Below are 15,762 nucleotides of genomic sequence, written 5' to 3'. Positions count from 1 at the left end.
TTTTGCTACCAGTTGAGACTGCTAGACCACACCGCCTGTTATATCTTTCGTTCGCCGTTAATATAGTGTGTTTTGCCTATTTGTGCGATACGTAGCTCACCTAGAGCTTCTGATAAGTCAGGATATTTTGGTAGCGTCATGTATCTTGCAAACCATTCATTGAGTAATTCATCATTCTCAATAAGGTTATTTAGCATTAATTTGGCTTGCTGAATAAACATCGGATCTATCGTAGTTTTCGCCATGGCCATGGTGAGCGGCGGGTCTTTATAGTGGCTTGAGTGATTTTGTGTCATGAGCATGTTGGTTAGATCGCCCAGCATATCCGTCAGAGATGGCGATCTAAATCCGATTGAGTATGTAAGGCAATCATTGCATGCCGTCCCCCAATGTGCCAATTTTGGTGGCACATAAAGTATATCTCCAGGGCCCAAAAGCCACTCTTGTGTTACTTCAAAGTCACTGAGTATACGCAAAGCTGTGTCTGGTAATACTGGAGTTGTGGAATCGCAGGTTTGGCCTAGCTGCCACTTTCGTTGACCTAGGCCTTGTAGTAAGAAGACATCATAATAGTCAAAATGAGGCCCAACACTTCCTCCTTTTGGAGCATAACTCACCATAATGTCGTCTAGGCGCCAAGGAGGGAGAAAGTAAAATTGGTCCGCTAGTTTTTTGACTTCTGGGACCCATAGATTTACAGCCTGAACTAGTAATGTCCAGTGTTTTTCTGGTAGATTCCGAAAAATGGACTGATCGAAGGGTCCGAATTCCAGACTCCAGGGTTTCGACTGCCCTTGCTCAAAAACAAGCCTTGATTCAATATCTTCATCGAGCGATAAGCCTGCTAGCTCATCTTTAGATAGCGGAGATTCAAAATTTGGCAAAGCATTTCGTATCAATAGAGGTTTCTTTTGCCAATACTCCGATAGGAATTGATCAGCAGAGATTCCGCCTAATACAGATGGGAAGTCTTCCATTAAAAAAGATCCTGTAGTAAAAAGCATAATATTTATGAACTTAAAGGAGCAATCTAGACAGCTTTAGCTTGTTCGACAGCATTACCGATATACGTAGCTGGAGTGAGTTTTCTGAGCTCTATTTTGGCTTCGTCAGGTATTTCCAGAGTTTCAATAAAATTTAATAATGTAGTTTTGGTGATACCTTTTCCTCTGGTAAGAGCTTTAAGTTTTTCGTATGGCTCTGGAATATTGTAACGACGCATTACCGTTTGAACTGGTTCAGCTAAAACCTCCCATGTATTATTTAAATCTTCAGCTAAGCGTTCGTCATTAATATCTAGCTTGCTTATACCCTTGAGGACAGACTGGTAGGCTATCAGACTGTATCCAAATCCCACCCCCATATTGCGAAGGACTGTAGAATCAGTTAGATCTCTCTGCCAGCGTGAAATAGGTAGTTTTTGAGATAAATGTGCAAATAGCGCGTTGGCTAAACCGAGATTTCCTTCAGAGTTTTCGAAATCTATTGGATTCACCTTATGCGGCATTGTGGATGACCCTATTTCCCCGGCCACTGTTTTTTGTTTAAAGTAGCCTATTGAGATATAACCCCACATGTCACGATTGAAGTCTATTAAAATGTTGTTAAATCTGGCAATCGCATCGAATAATTCAGCTATATAATCATGAGGTTCAATTTGAGTAGTGTAGGGATTCCAGTTTAAATTTAGACTCACAACAAACTCTTCAGCAATGGCAGCCCAGTTGATATTGGGATATACCAAAACATGAGCATTATAGTTTCCGACAGCCCCGTTAATTTTTCCTAGTAGCACTACTTTCTTAATCTGCTCTATCTGGCGTTTTAGACGATAAGCAACGTTAGCAAATTCTTTGCCCACTGTTGTCGGTGAGGCTGTCTGCCCATGTGTGCGAGAAAGCATTGGAACATCTGCATATGTTCTTGCTATTTCGGACATTCTGGAAACTACTGCCTCAGCATTTGGTAATAAAAAATTATCTTTTCCTTCTTTTAGCATCAACGCATAAGAAAGATTATTTATATCCTCAGAAGTGCAAGCAAAGTGAACGAACTCAGATATTCTTGCCAGCTCTAAGTTTTCTGAAATACGTTCTTTTATGAAGTACTCTACTGCTTTGACATCATGGTTTGTGGTGGCCTCTATTTCCTTGATACGCAAGGCATCTTGTTCGTTAAAATTAGAGGCTAGGGCATCAAGCGTCTTTTTAGCGCTATCACTTAATGTTGATATTTCTTTTATTTTTGGATGGTTAGCCAGTTTTTTGAGCCAACACACCTCTACATAAACACGATATTTTATTAAGGCAAATTCACTAAAAGCAGAGCGAAGGCCTTGGGTTTTGCTAGCATAGCGGCCATCAATTGGCGAAATCGCTGTTAAGCTGGAAAGATTCATTGTTAGGTCCGGTAAGGCTTTTTAAGGGTCTTCTTATACTAGATCAATTTAAAGAATTTAAATCTTACAATAATTCTCATATCATTGCAGAAGAAAGTGCATTGTAGCCTTAAATTTGATTCTAGAAATTATTGTTATTTAACATCGCTCATGCATTATCTGCATGTTAGCTTGTGTTTAAAGCCTTTGTTTGGCTTAAAATATATCTTTTGTTAAAGATTAGATGACGTCTTCGCCCTCCAAGCTGATGAAAAAGCATTGCTGATCGAATAGCCGAAAACAATAAGCATCTGACACGTTCAACGATACTTTTTTGCCCTAAGTGGTCAACACATCCGTGTACAGTTATTCGGTACTTTAGGGTACCAAAACTATCTTGATAAATTTGAGCAATGTTGGATATAACATTAGAATGTGTAGTAGAAAAATATTCTGCTTGGGCTATGCATTTGTCCAATCTTTGTCTGACCATAAGAGACATCGCTTTATTGCTCCGAAGTTTTTCTGCTAAATATATTGTGCCAATGACGTAGCGAAGTGTTTCAGAAGCCTTTATATCAAGCCTCGAATTTAAGAAGTCCTGTATAGATTCAATTCCAGTATCTAAGTTATCAGGGGATCGAAACATAGCGAGTGTATCTCTAGGGTCCTTGTGAAGCAGACTCTCCATACTTATTTTTAGCTCTTTTTCGGAAACTAGCCCATGTTTTGATAGCTGCTCAACGAGATGGCATGATTGAAAAATGCCAGATAAGGCTAGCAGTTGGTCTTTGGTGGGTTTATTGAATATCACTATGTATTATCAGCTTTTATAGATTATTAATTAATTATCATTTTTTTAGGCTTATTTAATGACACCTCCGCCAAGGCATATACTGTCTCGGTAAAGTACTACCGATTGGCCTGGCGTCAAGGATCTCTGAGGAGTATTGAACTTCATTAAATAGCCACCTTCAGTTTTTATTACCTGGCATTGTTGGTCATCTTGGCGATATCGAGTCTTTGCTTGACACGAAAAGTCTGTGTTTTCATTTTTGATTATTTCCTCAGGTAATCCGTTAATCCAGTGCAATTCGGACACTTTTAGGCTATCAGAGAAAAGCAACGGATGGCTTCCCCCTTGAACTGCAATGAGAGTGTTGCGCGACAAGTCTTTTCCAGACACATACCAAGGGTTGTCGTCTGAAGTTTTCAGTCCACCAACACCTAAGCCTTGCCTTTGCCCTAATGTGTAGTACATCAAACCAGAATGTTGGCCAATAATATCTCCATCGGACGATTCAATATTACCTGGCTGCCCGGGTAGGTATTGTTCAAGGAAATCCTTAAATCTTCTTTCACCAATAAAACAAATCCCAGTTGAATCTTTTTTCTTTGCTGTTATGAGGCCGTACTCTTCGGCAATTTTTCTAACCTCAGTTTTTTTCATTTCCCCAATAGGAAATAAAGTTCGAGAAAATGCGGCCTCGTTCACAGCATGCAAAAAATAACTCTGATCTTTGCTGTCATCGATTCCTTTCAAAAGATAGGTGCGCCCATTCTTTGTTGACGTTCGCGCATAATGCCCTGTGGCTATATAGTCACCACCCAATAGCTCAGCATAATCAAGAAATACTTTAAATTTAATTTCTTTGTTGCATAAAATATCAGGATTTGGCGTCCTGCCGCTTTTGTATTCTTGTAAAAAAATTTGAAATACATCATCCCAATATTCAGATGCAAAATTTACACTGTGAAGAGGAATTTTTAGCATATCCGCTACAGATTGCGCATCAGACATATCTTGTTGAGCAGTGCAATATTCAGTTCCATCATCTTCATCCCAATTCTTCATGAACAGGCCTTCCACAACATAACCTTGTTGCTTGAGCAGCAGTGCTGTGACAGAAGAATCCACGCCACCAGACATTCCGACGATCACTTTCGTTTTTGCAGCCTGAGTGCTGAGAGTAGTTTTTTTCTTAAAGGTAGGCATAAGCTTAATGATTCTACCGGTGGGTTAGCAGTAAATCCAATTAATACGTTCTGATGGCTTCATATTTCTTCTGGTTGCATGGGGGCTCTATAGGTTTTTATTATGTGTGAGGTAGGTATATTTTTTGGCAACGATATTCGCCAGGAAGCATACCCCCCAGCTTCCATGCCCCAATTGCATTGCGAATTAGCCGGAGGGTCGGAAAGCCTACAGATGCAGTCATTCTTCTGATTTGTCGATTTTTGCCTTCCTTGATGCGAAGCTCTATCCAGCTAGTTGTTAGGCTTGGTCTATTTCGAATAGCTGGTTTTCTTGGCCAGACTATAGGCTCATTTATTATTTTTATTTTTGCTGGACGTGTCATTCCATCATTAAGCATAACCCCTGCTTCTAGTATTTTAATTGCGGCCAGGGTGATTGTGCCCTCAATTTGCACCAGATAGGTTTTTTCCATTTTGTATTTTGGATTTGAAACACGCGCTGTTAAAGGCCCGCTACTTGAAAGTAGCAAGAGACCCTCAGAGTCAAGATCGAGCCTACCCATTGGGTATACGCTAGGAATATCTATGTAGTTTTTAAGCCCCGGATGTCCGTCATTCTCAGAAAATTGACTTAAAACTCCATATGGCTTGTTAAAAAGTATAAGATCGATCATATATATATATCCATAAAGCACTGAAAAAATTATATTTTTCATCTACCAGTATTTTCTTGAGGTAGTTTGCAGTTTTTTGCATAAGAATCAGACAAAATCATCTTGATAAGCGTGTGTAATGTTGGCTATAACTTGATTATTTATCAAAAGATAATATATTTAAGATTCAGTGGTATCTGACTTGAAATTCACTAATTACCACCCAATATAAACGAAACAGTATTTTTGTACAGAGCAGAACTTAGATTGATTATTTTGACCTGTTGTGACTAAATATAAGGCATATGGAGTTGAAATAAAGTCTGTGTGGACGCCATCATAAGGTGAATAAAAAGTAACATTAAAATTTTTATGTATATGAATAATTTCTTTATGATAAAACTTGGTGCTGATAATCAGGACTCGGAGTGGGGTGGCGATAGCGCTGTTGCTCTTGAGGAGTCAAAACCAAAGTTAAAAAAACCACCTCTCTATAGGGTAGTCATATTTAATGACGACTATACCCCGATGGAGTTTGTTGTATCCCTTTTGGGGTCGATCTTTGGTATGGGCTACGAGGATGCGACAAGGGTGATGCTAAAGGTGCATACTGAAGGTAAGGCAGTTTGTGCTATATATATTCGCGATATAGCTGAAACAAAAGCCCAGCAGACTAGAGAGTATGCTAGGACTCACGAACACCCACTACGCTGCGAAATAGAACCAATAGATGATGAGTCTAACTAAAAAAGATAAGGGATTTTTATGCTAAGCAAAGAGTTAGAGCTAACGCTAAATGATGCTTTTAGATGCGCAACAGAAAAACGTCATGAATTTATGACTGTCGAGCATTTATTTTTGGCTTTGCTTGAAAATGAATCAGCAGCTGGCGTCTTAAAATCCTGCGGTGCTGATATAGCAGTGTTAAAAAGAGATCTTGATGAGTTTATTGACTCCACGCCATTGATATCTTTAGATAATGAAGATCAGTCTGTCCGACCAACATTGGGGTTCCAGCGTGTATTGCAGCGTGCTGTTTTTCATGTCCAGTCATCAGGCAATAAAGAGGTAGATGGGTGTAATGTTCTTGTAGCTATTTTTAGCGAACAAGAGAGTCAGTCAGTCTATTTTTTGCATGCGCAAAACATAACTAGAATTGATGTAGTTAATATCATATCTCATGGAGTGCCTGGCCATGCGGACCAACCTGAAGGTGTTCTTGATGATGCTAACATGGACGATAATCTTCAGCCTGAAAGTACAAAAAAAGCCAGTCTCTTGGATCAATTTACCACTAATCTAAACATTCAGGCTCAGCAAGGAAACATAGATCCTCTCATAGGTCGAGATCACGAGGTTGAGCGAGTCTCACAAATCCTAGCCCGTCGTCGTAAAAATAATCCATTATTAGTGGGTGAGGCAGGGGTTGGAAAAACAGCGATTGCTGAAGGCTTGGCAAAAATGATCGTAGATGGTGATGTCGCTGATATTCTTGCTAATTCGGTTGTGTATTCTTTGGACCTAGGAGATTTGCTTGCAGGCACTAAATATCGTGGAGATTTTGAGAAACGCTTCAAAGGTGTTCTTGCTGAGCTAAAGAAAAAAGAAGGCGCGATTCTCTTTATTGATGAAATCCACACTATTATTGGAGCTGGCGCAGCTTCTGGCGGTGTCATGGATGCCTCCAATTTGTTAAAACCTATACTCACGTCAGGCCAAATACGCTGTATAGGATCTACAACCTATCAGGAGTATAGGGGAATTTTTGAGAAGGACAGAGCTCTGTCTAGGCGTTTTCAAAAAATAGATGTTCCGGAGCCTACTGTTGAAGAAACTATAGAGATCCTCAAAGGATTGAAGTCAAAATTTGAAGATCATCATCAATTGCGATTTTCCCAAGCTGCACTTAAAACCGCTGCAATACTTTCTTCGCGCCATATAACGGATAGATATTTGCCAGATAAAGCTATTGATGTAATAGATGAGGCTGGCGCTTATCAGCAGTTATTATCCTCGTCAAAACGAAAAAAATTGATCAGTGTTGTAGACATTGAAATGATCGTTTCGAAAATTGCAAGAATACCAGCTAAAAGTATATCTTCCTCGGATAAGCTGCAATTGAAAAATCTTGAGGAAAATTTAAAAATGGTTGTCTTTGGGCAAAATGAGGCAATTTCGGCTTTAACCACCGCCATCAAGCTATCTCGTGCCGGCCTGAGGGATGGAGGAAAACCCATTGGGTCATTCTTGTTTGCTGGCCCTACGGGGGTCGGTAAGACAGAACTGTCTAAACAGTTATCTGAAGTTATGGGCATTGAGTTACTCAGATTTGATATGTCTGAGTATATGGAACGCCATACTGTGTCGAGGCTGATTGGTGCTCCCCCAGGCTACGTAGGGTTCGATCAAGGGGGCCTGTTGACAGATGCGGTCACTCAGAATCCCTATGCAGTGATATTGCTTGATGAGATAGAAAAAGCTCATCCTGAAGTATTTAACTTACTTCTTCAGGTTATGGATCACGGGACCCTAACAGACAATAATGGACGTAAAGCTGATTTCAGGAATGTCATACTGATTATGACCACCAATGCTGGCTCGCAAGAGATGAGCCGGGCCTCTATGGGCTTCACAAGCCAAGACCACAAAACTGATGGCATGGAAGCATTAAAGAATGTGTTTACCCCTGAGTTTCGTAATCGCTTAGATGGTATTATTCAATTCCGTCCATTGGGTGTTGATGTCATAAATACAGTAGTAGATAAGTTTTTATGCCAGCTGCAGCAGCAGCTGGATGACAAACGTGTTGTACTAGATGTAGATGAAAGTGCTAGGAAGTGGCTTGCAGTCAATGGTTATGATGAAAAAATGGGCGCGCGTCCTATGCAAAGATTGATCCTTGAAAAAATAAAAAAACCACTTGCCGAGCAGGTTTTATTTGGAAGTCTTGTTGGTGGGGGTGTGGTAAAAATTACTGTTGAGGATGAAGAAATCAGCGTTAATATTGAATCAGAAGCTGAGGTATTAGCCACATAAATAACAATAAGAGCCGTTTTATTGTTATCTTGCCCTGTAAGTTATACGACCCTTTGATAAATCATAGGGCGTTAGCTCGACTTTCACTTTGTCTCCAGTGAGTATGCGAATGTAATTTTTGCGCATTTTTCCAGATATATGCGCAAGGACCACATGGCCATTTTCAAGTTTTACTCGGAAGGTTGTATTAGGAAGCGTATCTATCACTTCCCCCTCCATCTCTATTTGTTCTTCTTTTGACATAATTTATGCTATCTCCAATCTTACAAGCGAGCCGCATTCTGCCTGAAAAAATCACAAAGTCAAACAAGCGGAGTCCATTGGCGGTCCTTAAGTATTTCTAGGGGTCGATAATTAGACTTATATGCCATTTTAGGACTATCTTTAATCCAATAACCCAAATAGAGATAAGATAGCTCCATCTCTCTTGCTAGCATAATTTCGGATAAAATAGTAAAAGTGCCCAGACTTCTCTTTTTGTGTTGGGGTTCTGTGGAATAATAGGTATAAATTGCAGATAAGCCATCTTCCAGGATATCGACAACTCCTGCAGCGATTAACTCATCGCCACACCTAATCTCTACTATCCTGCTATATTCGCGTAGATTACCTATAAAATCCCTAAACTGATTCAGATTAGGTGGAAACATATCTCCATCTGCATGCCTTGTATTTATATATCGTTTGTACAAAGGGTAGTGTTCTTGCTCATCAATTTGCGTTGATATCCAAACGGTTAAATCTTGATTGCGAGAACTACAGCGTTGTTGTTGGCGGCTGGGTTTGAATTTTTTGACTACCAGTCTTGCAGATATGCAGGCATTACATGCTTGGCATCTTGGCGCATAAAAATATTGACCGCTTCGACGAAATCCCATGTCTGAAAGTTGAGAATAAAACTGTGGATCTACTTCGATGTGTGAGTTTACTTCTAGGTTCAAGTCAGCGGAAGCAACAAATGCAGTTGTTGCTTCATTGCCCGGCAGATAGCTGCATGGATGAGGATCAGTCAAGAATAACCTTATTCTTCGTATATCTGGTGTTATATCGCGCGACATAATAATATTTTAATCATAGTTAAGGTTTTCAAGTACGGTCTAGATCAATTATACACTGCCATTGGCTGGGCCAAAAGCTTGGATTGTTTTGTAAAATTTCTAATTTTGAGAGAAATTCTTTTCGTGGTAGCTCTACACTACCCATAGACGTCAAATGATCGTTAGGTATCTGGCAGTCAATTAGTCCATTTTTTGTATATTTTTGCATTAAAAGAGCAAGCTGAACCAGAGCAATTTTTGATGCATTTGGCTTTAAACTGAACATTGATTCACCACAAAATACATCACCTACAAGCACCCCATACAGACCACCAACTAGATCGTTTTCTAGCCAAATTTCAAGTGAGTGAGCAAAACCTAACAAATGTAAATCTAAATAGGATTTTTGCATATTGGCATTTATCCATGTGCCATCACTACTATTTCTTCGCGACGTAGCGCAATGGCTCACAACAGATTGAAATGCACTGTTGATTCGTACTTCCCAGGAATAATTTCTGATAATTTTTTTTAGAGAACGAGAGATTTTTATGTCTTTCGGATAGATAACTGATCTTGGATTTGGTGACCACCATAGAATTGGTCGACTTTCTTCATACCAAGGAAATATTCCTTGCTGGTATGCCTTAAGCAGGGTTTCTGGTTTAAGGTCGCCACTGAAGGCTAGAAGACCATTGGGTTCTTCTAGCGCAGTTTCTGGATCAGGAAAGTTTAGATTACAGGAATCCAGACAGGCAAGGGCAGATAACAATCTAGTTACGCCAAGTCGTCAAGGTATTTTTCTGCATCTAGTGCAGCCATGCAGCCAGATCCAGCAGAAGTTATTGCTTGGCGATATACGTGGTCAGCTACGTCTCCGGCTGCAAAGATACCTGGAATACTGACAGCTGTTGCATTTCCCTCTAATCCGCCTTGAACAATAATATACCCATCCCTCATTTTTAGTTGGCCCTTAAAAATGTCCGTATTTGGCTTATGTCCAATAGCTATAAATACTCCACTCACTTCAATGTCTAAGTCTATTTCTTTTAGTGTGCTCCTTAATGCCAATGACGTTACACCTGCGTCATCACCTTTTATTTCGTTTAGCTTATAATTCCACAGTATATTGATGTTGCCATTTTTGGCCCGCTCTAAAAGTTTGTCACGTAGTATTTTTTCTGACTTTAGCGTGTCCCTGCGATGAATTAATGTGACCTCGCTACAAATATTAGAGAGATAAAGTGCTTCTTCGACTGCAGTATTTCCACCACCGATAACAGCTACTTTTTTTCCTCTGTAGAAAAATCCGTCGCAAGTAGCGCATGCGCTGACACCTCTGCCCATAAAAACTTCTTCAGATGGGAGCCCTAAATACTGGGCAGAGGCCCCGGTGCATATTATTAATGAATCGCAGCTGTAGCTGCTACTTCCTTTTAACTGAAAAGGTTTTTTGCTTAAATCAAGACTATCTATGTGATCAAAAATAATTTTTGTGTCAAAACGCTCGGCATGTTCCTGCATTCGCAACATAAGGTCTGGACCCTGAAGGCCATGAGGATCACCCGGCCAATTATCAACATCTGTAGTGGTAGTTAATTGCCCGCCTTGTTGTATTCCGGTGATGATGACTGGATTGAGGTTTGCTCGTGCTGCATAAATTGCCGCAGTGTAACCAGCAGGGCCAGACCCCAGAATAATTAATTTATGGTGTTGAATTTCTGACATAAAAGACTTCCAAATATAAGTGAATATTTTCAATATAATAATGAATATGCATTAATAGGAAAAGTAAGATTTTACTATCGCGCTTATTTATCAAACTTATAACATAATCTTATGAGATTGGTCTCTAGTATTTACAACCACTGCGTTTACAATAGCCTTATAGATAGTTAATTGGGATGGCAGTTTTGAATAGAGAAAAACAACCTAATAAGCCCTCATTGGCGAACAGCGAACAATTGCAGCCGTCAAAAATTAAGCTTATCTTAAAAGAGGGGGCTCTCATTGGTTGGCTATTTGTATGTATATATTTATTAATTGCACTAGCAACCCATTCTTCTGAAGATCCTGGTTGGTCGCATGCCGGCAATGCTGGCTATGTTTTGAATGCTGGCGGATCTTTAGGTGCCTGGCTATCAGATGTGTTTTTTTCTTTGCTTGGCTGCGTGGCTTACCTGCTACCTATGCTGCTTGCATTAAAAGCATGGAACGTATTTAGAACCCACCGTGATAATAAGTCTGGATTTGATAGCCTCGTGTTCATCCTTCGTATTTTAGGGCTTACGATGGTTTTGGTCAGCGCAACAGCCTTAGCTGCTCTCCATTATGGCAGTCTGGAAACCTCATTGCCTTTCGGTGTTGGTGGTATTCTTGGTTCATCGATAGAAGTGGCAGCAACGGCTGCCTTTAACAGTATAGGTAGCACCCTTATTTTAGTGGCTATTTTCTTGTTTGGGATGACAGTTTTCACTGATATATCTTGGCTTGCCCTAATCGAGTGGATTGCTAGCGGAGTGTTAAGACTCAGTGAATATGTAAGTCGTCGTATAGCTACACTGAAAGCAAAAAGAAGCGAGAGGATTCAAGCCATGCTGGCACAACAGCATCGCAAAGAGGTTAAAGAAACCCGGGCGGAAAGAGATGTAACCAGGAGGCCTTTAAGTATTCAGCAGCCATCCAGGAAACCCGCATCTAGCAATCGTGTAGAAAAAGAAAAACAGACATCTTTTTTTATAGATAAAAATCTAGCGACGCTTCCAGCGTTAGGCTTGCTGGATAAGGCTGACAATAATACAGGCAAAGCCTTTTCTAAAGATTCACTTCAAGCCATGTCCAAGCAGCTAGAGCTAAAATTACAGGACTTTGGCATCAGCGCCGAAGTAATAGAAGTATTGCCTGGACCAGTTGTTACGTGTTTTGAGATACAGCCAGCTGCTGGCATCAAAGCGAGCAGAATAAGTGGTCTTTCTAGAGATCTTGCGAGATCGCTTGCAGTTGTTAGTGTCAGGGTGGTAGAAGTGATACCCGGGAAATCTTATGTCGGTATTGAAATCCCTAACGAACATCGCGAAATGGTACGTCTTAGTGAGGTTCTTTCTTCCGAGGTTTATGAGCAGGCAAAGTCGCCATTAACTTTAGCTCTTGGTAATGATATTTCTGGCTTGCCTGTATGCGCTGACTTAGCAAAAATGCCGCATTTGCTAGTAGCCGGAACTACTGGTTCTGGAAAATCTGTTGGCATTAACTCAATGCTATTGAGCTTGCTGTATAAATCCACCCCAGAAGATGTGCGGCTTATTTTAATTGACCCTAAAATGCTGGAGTTATCTGTTTATGATGGTATTCCTCATTTGCTGACACCGGTTGTCACAGATATGAAGGATGCAGCCAGCAGCTTAAGGTGGTGTGTGGGTGAAATGGAGCGCCGCTATAAGCTAATGTCGGCACTGGGAGTTAGAAATCTTGCTGGCTATAACAAAAAAATTATGGATAGTATTGCTGCAGGCAGCCCTCTTGTTGACCCACTGTGGAAGCCAGATGAATTTTTTAATGAAGAAGATAGCAGCTCGCCTCCTAATTTAGATAAATTACCTTGTATAGTGGTTGTGATTGATGAATTTGCTGACATGATGATGATTGTCGGCAAAAAAGTGGAACAACTCATTGCCCGTATTGCACAAAAAGCTAGAGCGGCGGGTATACATTTAATATTGGCCACCCAGAGGCCTTCGGTGGATGTTATTACTGGATTGATTAAGGCAAATGTTCCCAGCCGAATTGCTTTTCAGGTTTCCTCAAAGATTGATTCAAGAACTATTCTTGATCAAAGCGGGGCAGAGTCGCTTTTGGGCCACGGTGACCTTCTTTATCTTCCTCCTGGGACAAGTATACCCATTAGGGTTCATGGAGCGTTTGTAGACGATCATGAAGTCCATAAAGTTGTTGCAGATTGGAAGAGCAGGGGTGTTCCAGAGTATCTAGAAGACATAACAAGCGAGGCGATCACTAGTAATATTCCTGTCCCAGGTTATGGTGATGACGGAGGGGGTGGCGATCAAGAGTCTGACCCTTTGTATGATGAGGCTGTTTCTTTTGTCATTCAAACACGGAAGGCATCAATCTCTTCTGTCCAAAGAAAACTACGTGTTGGTTATAACAGGGCGGCAAGACTTGTAGAGCAAATGGAAGCATCAGGCGTTGTAAGCGAAATGGGCTCAAATGGTAACAGGGATGTCTTGGCTCCAGATAATTCTGGAGATTAGCTATGAAAGATACGTTGGTTGTTATATTTTTGGTTCTCATCTGGGGTAACTTTGCTGTTAAGGCAGATGGCCAGCTAAAAAATGATATTGCCCCGACGTGTACAGCTAGCTTGCAAGATGTGCTTTCCTCTATTCGCACTATAGACACTGACTTCAAGCAAATAACCTACACTGAAAAAGGCGAGATTATTCAAGAAGTAGAGGGCCATTTGATAGCAGAGCGGCCAGGGAATGTAAGCTGGATTACTAAAGCTCCAATGGAACAACACATTATTTCTGACAATGAAAATCTATGGATCTACGATCCCGATCTTCAGCAGGTATCTATCGGTGAATTTAATCATGAATTATCTAAAAATCCTGCCATTTTATTGGTCGGTAGTGTTGATAACATTGAGTTAAGCTACAATGTGAGTTGCAAGCACAGTAGCACTAATGATTTTTTACTTACCCCTGTTGCCACTGATAGTCTTTATCAAAAATTAGAGATGAGTTTTATTAACAAGACTCCTGTCTCCATGGTGTTGTCCGACTCCCTTAGCTATAGAACTGAAATTGATTTTATAGATACCCGCATGAATCAGATTCTTGCACAGAAGAGTTTTCAGTTTTCTCCGCCTGAGGGTGTAGACATCATTAGGTATAAATAGAAAAGATCTTTATGGTAGCCTTTAGTGTGGCTATTTTTTTAAATATTCGCTGCTACGAACAAGGAAATTATATAATGCAATGGTTGGCTGTAGCTTTTGGCGGGGCTTTGGGTGCCATGGGGCGCTTTGCTGTAAATACAGCTTTTGTGCCTATGTTTGGAGGCAGACTCTTTATGAGCACACTAGCAGTCAACGTAGTTGGCTCTGCTCTTATGGGCCTCTGTTATGTCTTGATTATCGAGAGAGGAGTTTTTCCTGCTGAGCTTAAAAATATTCTGATGGTTGGCTTCTTGGGAGCGTTTACTACCTTTTCTTCTTTCTCGCTAGATACCCTCGATTTATGGCAAAATGGCCAACCTATACTTGCTACTGCTTATGTGGTTTTAAGTGTCGCTTTGTGCCTTATGGGGACGTTAGGTGCAATTTTTTTGACTCGTCTTTTCTAGGAATCATTTAAATCTTATGTTGGATATAAAACTTATTCGTTCTGAACCTGAAAAAATTGCCGCAAAACTAGTGATCCGTGGTTTTGTGCTAGACGTAAAATATATTAATGGGCTGGAGAGAGAGTATCGTCAGCTCCAAGATGCATCTCAATCCTTGCAGTCAGAAAGAAATGCATATGCAAAAATGATGGGCAAAGCTATTTCTGAAGCTAAAACTCAAGAAGAAATACCTCTACTAAAAGAGAGAGGTGAGGAGTTAAAACAAGCTTGCATCCATGCAGAAGAAGAGCTCAATAAAATACAAGATCAGCTTGAAGATTACATGAGCGGTATTCCAAATTTGCCAGATGATCATGTGCCGCCGGGGACTAATGAGGACGATAATCTAGAGATACGGCGCTGGGGGAAACCTCGCGATTTTACTTTTGAAGTTAAGGACCATGTTGATCTGGGCGAGCTTTCAGGGATGTTGGATTTTCAAGCTGGCGCAAAGATTACCGGCTCACGCTTTTCGGTTATGCGTGGTGGAATCGCTAGGATGCATAGGGCTTTAAGTCAATTTATGCTCGACACTCATCAAATCGAACACGGCTATGAAGAGGTAAATGTCCCCTATCTTGTCAACCGAGAGTCCCTTTATGGCACTGGACAGCTACCAAAATTTGAGGAAGATTTATTTAAACTACAAGACGAAAGAGAGTTTTACCTAATCCCCACAGCAGAGGTACCGGTAACTAATATATACCGTAATGAAATTATCGATGCCAGCCAGCTACCGATAAAGCTTACTTGTCACACTCCCTGCTTTAGAAGTGAGGCGGGGAGTTACGGCAAGGATACTAGAGGGATGATCCGTCAACATCAATTCGAAAAAGTAGAGTTAGTACAATTTGTGGAGCCAACAAAATCGGCTCAAGCGTTAGACCTCATTACGGACCACGCCGAAGCACTATTGCAGAAGCTAGGCTTGCCTTATAGGACGGTTATGCTGTGTGGTGGGGACATAGGGTTTTCAGCATCATGCACTCATGATATAGAGGTTTGGTTGCCCTCCCAGAAGCGTTACCGTGAAATATCTTCTTGCAGTAATTTTCGTGCATTTCAGGCCCGTCGTTTAAAAATTCGCTGGCGTAATCCTGAGACAGGTAAGCCTGAGCTGCTTCATACACTAAATGGATCAGGCTTAGCTGTTGGCAGAACACTTGTTGCTGTAATGGAAAACTATCAACTTGAAGATGGCTCTATCGAAATACCCAAAATACTTCAGAGGTACATGGGCGGGCAAACAGTTATTAGCAGTTGAAAATAAATCGAGTTA

The 15,762-nt window shown here is 40.7% G+C and carries 15 protein-coding genes; 6 read left to right on the top strand and 9 right to left on the bottom strand.

Annotated elements, in window-relative coordinates; genetic code table 11:
* Nucleotides 1-38: 38 nt before the first annotated feature.
* From ABXT41_RS03700 to ABXT41_RS03680, 5 genes are all read right to left on the bottom strand, one after another.
* Nucleotides 39-977 carry a cupin domain-containing protein gene (locus tag ABXT41_RS03700; protein ID WP_415390179.1) on the bottom strand — a complete coding sequence of 313 codons (939 nt, stop codon included), beginning with the start codon at nt 975-977 and terminating at the stop codon, nt 39-41.
* 53 nt (nt 978-1,030) lie between these two features.
* A complete protein-coding gene (purB, locus tag ABXT41_RS03695) occupies nt 1,031-2,398 on the bottom strand; it encodes an adenylosuccinate lyase (protein ID WP_415390178.1) in 1,368 nt (455 codons plus the stop codon).
* Nucleotides 2,399-2,564: 166 nt separating this feature from the next.
* Nucleotides 2,565-3,191: a high frequency lysogenization protein HflD gene (gene hflD, locus ABXT41_RS03690; protein ID WP_415390177.1), complete on the bottom strand. Its 627-nt coding sequence runs from the start codon at nt 3,189-3,191 to the stop codon at nt 2,565-2,567.
* Between the two features lie 51 nt (nt 3,192-3,242).
* Nucleotides 3,243-4,373, bottom strand: a complete 1,131-nt coding sequence (gene mnmA, locus ABXT41_RS03685) for a tRNA 2-thiouridine(34) synthase MnmA (protein ID WP_415390176.1) — start codon at nt 4,371-4,373, stop codon at nt 3,243-3,245.
* Between the two features lie 100 nt (nt 4,374-4,473).
* A complete protein-coding gene (locus ABXT41_RS03680; RefSeq protein ID WP_415390175.1) occupies nt 4,474-5,070 on the bottom strand; it encodes a pseudouridine synthase in 597 nt (198 codons plus the stop codon).
* A 330-nt stretch (nt 5,071-5,400) separates the two neighbouring features.
* Between ABXT41_RS03680 and clpS the strand changes: the two genes are divergently transcribed.
* Together clpS and clpA are read left to right on the top strand one after the other, a co-directional pair.
* Complete coding sequence (gene clpS / locus ABXT41_RS03675; RefSeq protein ID WP_415390174.1) at nt 5,401-5,754, top strand: ATP-dependent Clp protease adapter ClpS; 354 nt, start codon at nt 5,401-5,403, stop codon at nt 5,752-5,754.
* A gap of 18 nt (nt 5,755-5,772) precedes the next feature.
* Nucleotides 5,773-8,043, top strand: coding sequence for an ATP-dependent Clp protease ATP-binding subunit ClpA (clpA, locus tag ABXT41_RS03670; protein ID WP_415390173.1), 2,271 nt, complete (start codon nt 5,773-5,775; stop codon nt 8,041-8,043).
* A gap of 24 nt (nt 8,044-8,067) precedes the next feature.
* On the opposite strand, the gene infA is transcribed toward clpA, so the two are convergent.
* From infA to trxB, 4 genes are read right to left on the bottom strand one after another with little or no spacing between them, the layout of a single operon-like run.
* Nucleotides 8,068-8,286: a translation initiation factor IF-1 gene (infA, locus tag ABXT41_RS03665; RefSeq protein WP_415390172.1), complete on the bottom strand. Its 219-nt coding sequence runs from the start codon at nt 8,284-8,286 to the stop codon at nt 8,068-8,070.
* A 59-nt stretch (nt 8,287-8,345) separates the two neighbouring features.
* On the bottom strand, nt 8,346-9,101 hold the full coding sequence (locus ABXT41_RS03660; protein ID WP_415390171.1) for an arginyltransferase: 756 nt from the start codon (nt 9,099-9,101) through the stop codon (nt 8,346-8,348).
* Nucleotides 9,102-9,129: 28 nt separating this feature from the next.
* A complete protein-coding gene (aat, locus tag ABXT41_RS03655) occupies nt 9,130-9,852 on the bottom strand; it encodes a leucyl/phenylalanyl-tRNA--protein transferase (RefSeq protein ID WP_415390170.1) in 723 nt (240 codons plus the stop codon).
* Nucleotides 9,853-9,857: 5 nt separating this feature from the next.
* On the bottom strand, nt 9,858-10,808 hold the full coding sequence (gene trxB / locus ABXT41_RS03650; protein WP_415390169.1) for a thioredoxin-disulfide reductase: 951 nt from the start codon (nt 10,806-10,808) through the stop codon (nt 9,858-9,860).
* Nucleotides 10,809-11,026: 218 nt separating this feature from the next.
* Between trxB and ABXT41_RS03645 the strand changes: the two genes are divergently transcribed.
* The 4 genes from ABXT41_RS03645 to serS all read left to right on the top strand — a co-directional run bounded on the left by ABXT41_RS03645 (nt 11,027) and on the right by serS (nt 15,747).
* Nucleotides 11,027-13,348 (top strand): DNA translocase FtsK, encoded by a 2,322-nt coding sequence (locus tag ABXT41_RS03645; protein ID WP_415391450.1) that lies wholly within the window; start codon nt 11,027-11,029, stop codon nt 13,346-13,348.
* Between the two features lie 2 nt (nt 13,349-13,350).
* Nucleotides 13,351-13,998 carry an outer membrane lipoprotein chaperone LolA gene (lolA, locus tag ABXT41_RS03640; RefSeq protein ID WP_415390168.1) on the top strand — a complete coding sequence of 216 codons (648 nt, stop codon included), beginning with the start codon at nt 13,351-13,353 and terminating at the stop codon, nt 13,996-13,998.
* A gap of 74 nt (nt 13,999-14,072) precedes the next feature.
* Nucleotides 14,073-14,444, top strand: coding sequence for a fluoride efflux transporter CrcB (crcB, locus tag ABXT41_RS03635; RefSeq protein ID WP_415390167.1), 372 nt, complete (start codon nt 14,073-14,075; stop codon nt 14,442-14,444).
* Nucleotides 14,445-14,460: 16 nt separating this feature from the next.
* Complete coding sequence (gene serS / locus ABXT41_RS03630) at nt 14,461-15,747, top strand: serine--tRNA ligase (RefSeq protein WP_415390166.1); 1,287 nt, start codon at nt 14,461-14,463, stop codon at nt 15,745-15,747.
* The last annotated feature ends 15 nt before the right edge of the window (nt 15,748-15,762 follow it).

The organism is Porticoccus sp. Uisw_050_02 (assembly GCF_047729555.1).
Classification (GTDB): Bacteria; Pseudomonadota; Gammaproteobacteria; order Pseudomonadales; family Porticoccaceae; genus Porticoccus.
Note: the sequence above shows the minus strand (reverse complement) of the source record. Positions and strands in the feature narration are given on the sequence as shown.

Bases quoted from the DNA above. Each gene is read 5' to 3' on its own strand.
- ABXT41_RS03700 (WP_415390179.1), bottom strand. From the start codon at position 977: ATGGAAGACTTCCCATCTGTATTAGGCGGAATCTCTGCTGATCAATTC.
- purB (WP_415390178.1), bottom strand. From the start codon at position 2,398: ATGAATCTTTCCAGCTTAACAGCGATTTCGCCAATTGATGGCCGCTAT.
- mnmA (WP_415390176.1), bottom strand. From the start codon at position 4,373: ATGCCTACCTTTAAGAAAAAAACTACTCTCAGCACTCAGGCTGCAAAA.
- ABXT41_RS03680 (WP_415390175.1), bottom strand. From the start codon at position 5,070: ATGAAAAATATAATTTTTTCAGTGCTTTATGGATATATATATATGATC.
- clpS (WP_415390174.1), top strand. From the start codon at position 5,401: ATGATAAAACTTGGTGCTGATAATCAGGACTCGGAGTGGGGTGGCGAT.
- clpA (WP_415390173.1), top strand. From the start codon at position 5,773: ATGCTAAGCAAAGAGTTAGAGCTAACGCTAAATGATGCTTTTAGATGC.
- infA (WP_415390172.1), bottom strand. From the start codon at position 8,286: ATGTCAAAAGAAGAACAAATAGAGATGGAGGGGGAAGTGATAGATACG.
- ABXT41_RS03660 (WP_415390171.1), bottom strand. From the start codon at position 9,101: ATGTCGCGCGATATAACACCAGATATACGAAGAATAAGGTTATTCTTG.
- trxB (WP_415390169.1), bottom strand. From the start codon at position 10,808: ATGTCAGAAATTCAACACCATAAATTAATTATTCTGGGGTCTGGCCCT.
- lolA (WP_415390168.1), top strand. From the start codon at position 13,351: ATGAAAGATACGTTGGTTGTTATATTTTTGGTTCTCATCTGGGGTAAC.
- crcB (WP_415390167.1), top strand. From the start codon at position 14,073: ATGCAATGGTTGGCTGTAGCTTTTGGCGGGGCTTTGGGTGCCATGGGG.
- serS (WP_415390166.1), top strand. From the start codon at position 14,461: ATGTTGGATATAAAACTTATTCGTTCTGAACCTGAAAAAATTGCCGCA.